At 54.4% G+C, this 2,143-nt stretch carries 3 protein-coding genes and 1 pseudogene; all 4 read right to left on the bottom strand.

What is annotated here, in order from left to right:
• Nucleotides 1-60: 60 nt before the first annotated feature.
• The gene (gene thiE, locus ACTHUM_RS12050; RefSeq protein WP_070459686.1) at nucleotides 61-678 is read right to left on the bottom strand and encodes a thiamine phosphate synthase; all 618 of its coding nucleotides are present in this window, start codon (nucleotides 676-678) and stop codon (nucleotides 61-63) included.
• Nucleotides 679-792: 114 nt separating this feature from the next.
• The gene (locus ACTHUM_RS12045; protein ID WP_070459692.1) at nucleotides 793-1,251 is read right to left on the bottom strand and encodes a methyltransferase family protein; all 459 of its coding nucleotides are present in this window, start codon (nucleotides 1,249-1,251) and stop codon (nucleotides 793-795) included.
• A 67-nt stretch (nucleotides 1,252-1,318) separates the two neighbouring features.
• Nucleotides 1,319-1,462 (bottom strand): annotated as a pseudogene (locus tag ACTHUM_RS12040) (FAD-dependent oxidoreductase); the annotation flags it as partial.
• A gap of 100 nt (nucleotides 1,463-1,562) precedes the next feature.
• The coding region (locus tag ACTHUM_RS12035) for a magnesium transporter (protein ID WP_440402966.1) at nucleotides 1,563-2,143 on the bottom strand (581 nt) is incomplete at its 5' end.

Raw genomic sequence — 2,143 nt, 5'->3', positions numbered from 1 at the left:
GTTCAATATAATCTTCATAATGTTTGCTCCTCTTGTCAGACTTCTTATTTTCAGACGGCCTCATTCATTCCACAAAGCCTGAAACGCTTTAACCACCGCTTCGGGATTTTCCGCTTCGGTCACGGCGCGAACAACAGCGAGCGAGGAAACGCCGGTGGCAAGCACATCTTCGGCGTTGTTCAAATCGATGCCGCCGATGGCGACGACGGGCGTGCCGCGTGCCTGTCTGACGTATTCGCGCAGTTTGTCCAAACCTTGCGGGGCGGTTGGCATTTGTTTGGTCGTAGTCGGAAAAATCGCGCCGCTGGCGACATAGCTGGGGTGTACGGACAAAGCGCGGTCGAGTTCGGCGACGGAGTGCGTACTCAAACCCAAGCGCAAACCGGCGGCGGTAATGGCGGCAAGGTCGGCGGTGTCCATGTCTTCCTGTCCGAGATGTACGCCGTATGCGCCCGCTTCTATCGCCTCGCGCCAGTAGTCGTTGATGAAAAGCTGCGTACGGCTGCCCTGACAGGCGGCGACGCAGCGGGCGATTTCGCATTTCAATTCATCGCCGTGCAGGGTTTTGCAGCGCAGTTGCACCGTGTCGGCACCTGCTTCGACCATGCGCTCCACCCAATCGGCGGTGGGAACGACGGCGTAGAATTTGAGCGGGGATTTTAGGGGCGGGAAGGTCATGGGGTGTCCTTTTTCATTTCTTACGGAGCAATAAAGGTTGTCTAAAAACATCGAGTATTCGCATTCATGCCGTAGAGCAGAAGAGGGGCGATACTTGATGGGAAGCTTTCGCTTTTATAACCAACGGCGGACGCGCCGACAATAAGACTCGTACTCTGCACCGAATTTCTGCGCCAAAACGCGTTCTTCGGGCATGATTTGAAAGCGTGTCATATAGGCAACAAATGCAGCCAAAAACAACCACGGCAGCGGGTGCGCCAAATAGCCCGCCCAGGCGACCAGCCAGCAGCCCAGACCCGCATACATCGGATTGCGACTGAAACGGTACACGCCGTCTGAAACGAAGTGTTCGGTTTGTTCGGGGTGGAGCGGGCTGATGGTCGTGCGCAAACGGCGAAACGCCCACACACCTAATACGCTCAACAGAGTCCCAAACACCATGAAAACAACCGACAGCAATATAGGAAAGCGCGGCAATATGTCGGCTAACGCCGACACTTGGGTAGAGATGTACATCAACAACGCACAAATAAAACATATCGCCGGCGGCGGAATTTTGGTTTCTAAATTCATATTGTTACCTTTATAAAACTGATGGCGCGACGTTTTCAGACGAACTAAAGCTTATTTTACCTCAAGCTTATTTTCCAATATACGCCAAACCGCTTTCTTCATCACGTTCGGGCGCGTCTTTTCCGTCAAACAGTGCCACTGCCAATCTGACGGCGGCGGCGGTTACGGCAGGGGAAATCATGAAACCGTGGCGGAAACAGCCGAAAATCTGTGTTTAGGTTTCGGCTGTTGGGGGGAAGGGCTTTTTTGCAAAGGTCTCGGCCTTTTAAACGGTTTGAAAAAGGACGTGTCGAACACGTCCTTTTTTCCTATTACAACAGGAATATGGTTGCCAATCCCAAGAAAATCAGGAAGCCGCCGGAGTCGGTGACCGCGGTAATCAGCACCGAGCTGCCCAATGCCGGGTCGCGTCCGGCTTTGTCCATCATGACGGGAATGAGGACACCGACGGTCGCGGCAAGCAAAAGGTTCAAGGTCATCGCGGCCACCATGACCAAACCGATGCCGATGTTGCCGTAGAGCAGCCATGAAATCACGCCCATCACGGTGCCCCAAATAATGCCGTTGACGAGGGCGACGCCGACTTCTTTTTTCAGCAGGCGGCCTGCCTGCGTGCTGGTCATTTGTCCCATCGCCATGGCGCGGACGATCATGGTGATGGTTTGGTTGCCGGAGTTGCCGCCGATGCCGGCGACGATGGGCATCAGCGCAGCCAGTGCGACGATTTTCTCGACACTGCCTTCAAATGCGCCAATCACGCGGCTAGCGATAAAGGCGGTACACAGGTTGATGGCAAGCCACATCCAGCGGTTTTTCACCGAGTCCCAAATCGGGGCGAACAAGTCCTCTTCTTCTTGCAAACCGGCCATGTTAAACATGTCGGCTTCGGATT

The organism is Neisseria sp. P0021.S006 (assembly GCF_051956895.1).
Note: the sequence above shows the minus strand (reverse complement) of the source record. Positions and strands in the feature narration are given on the sequence as shown.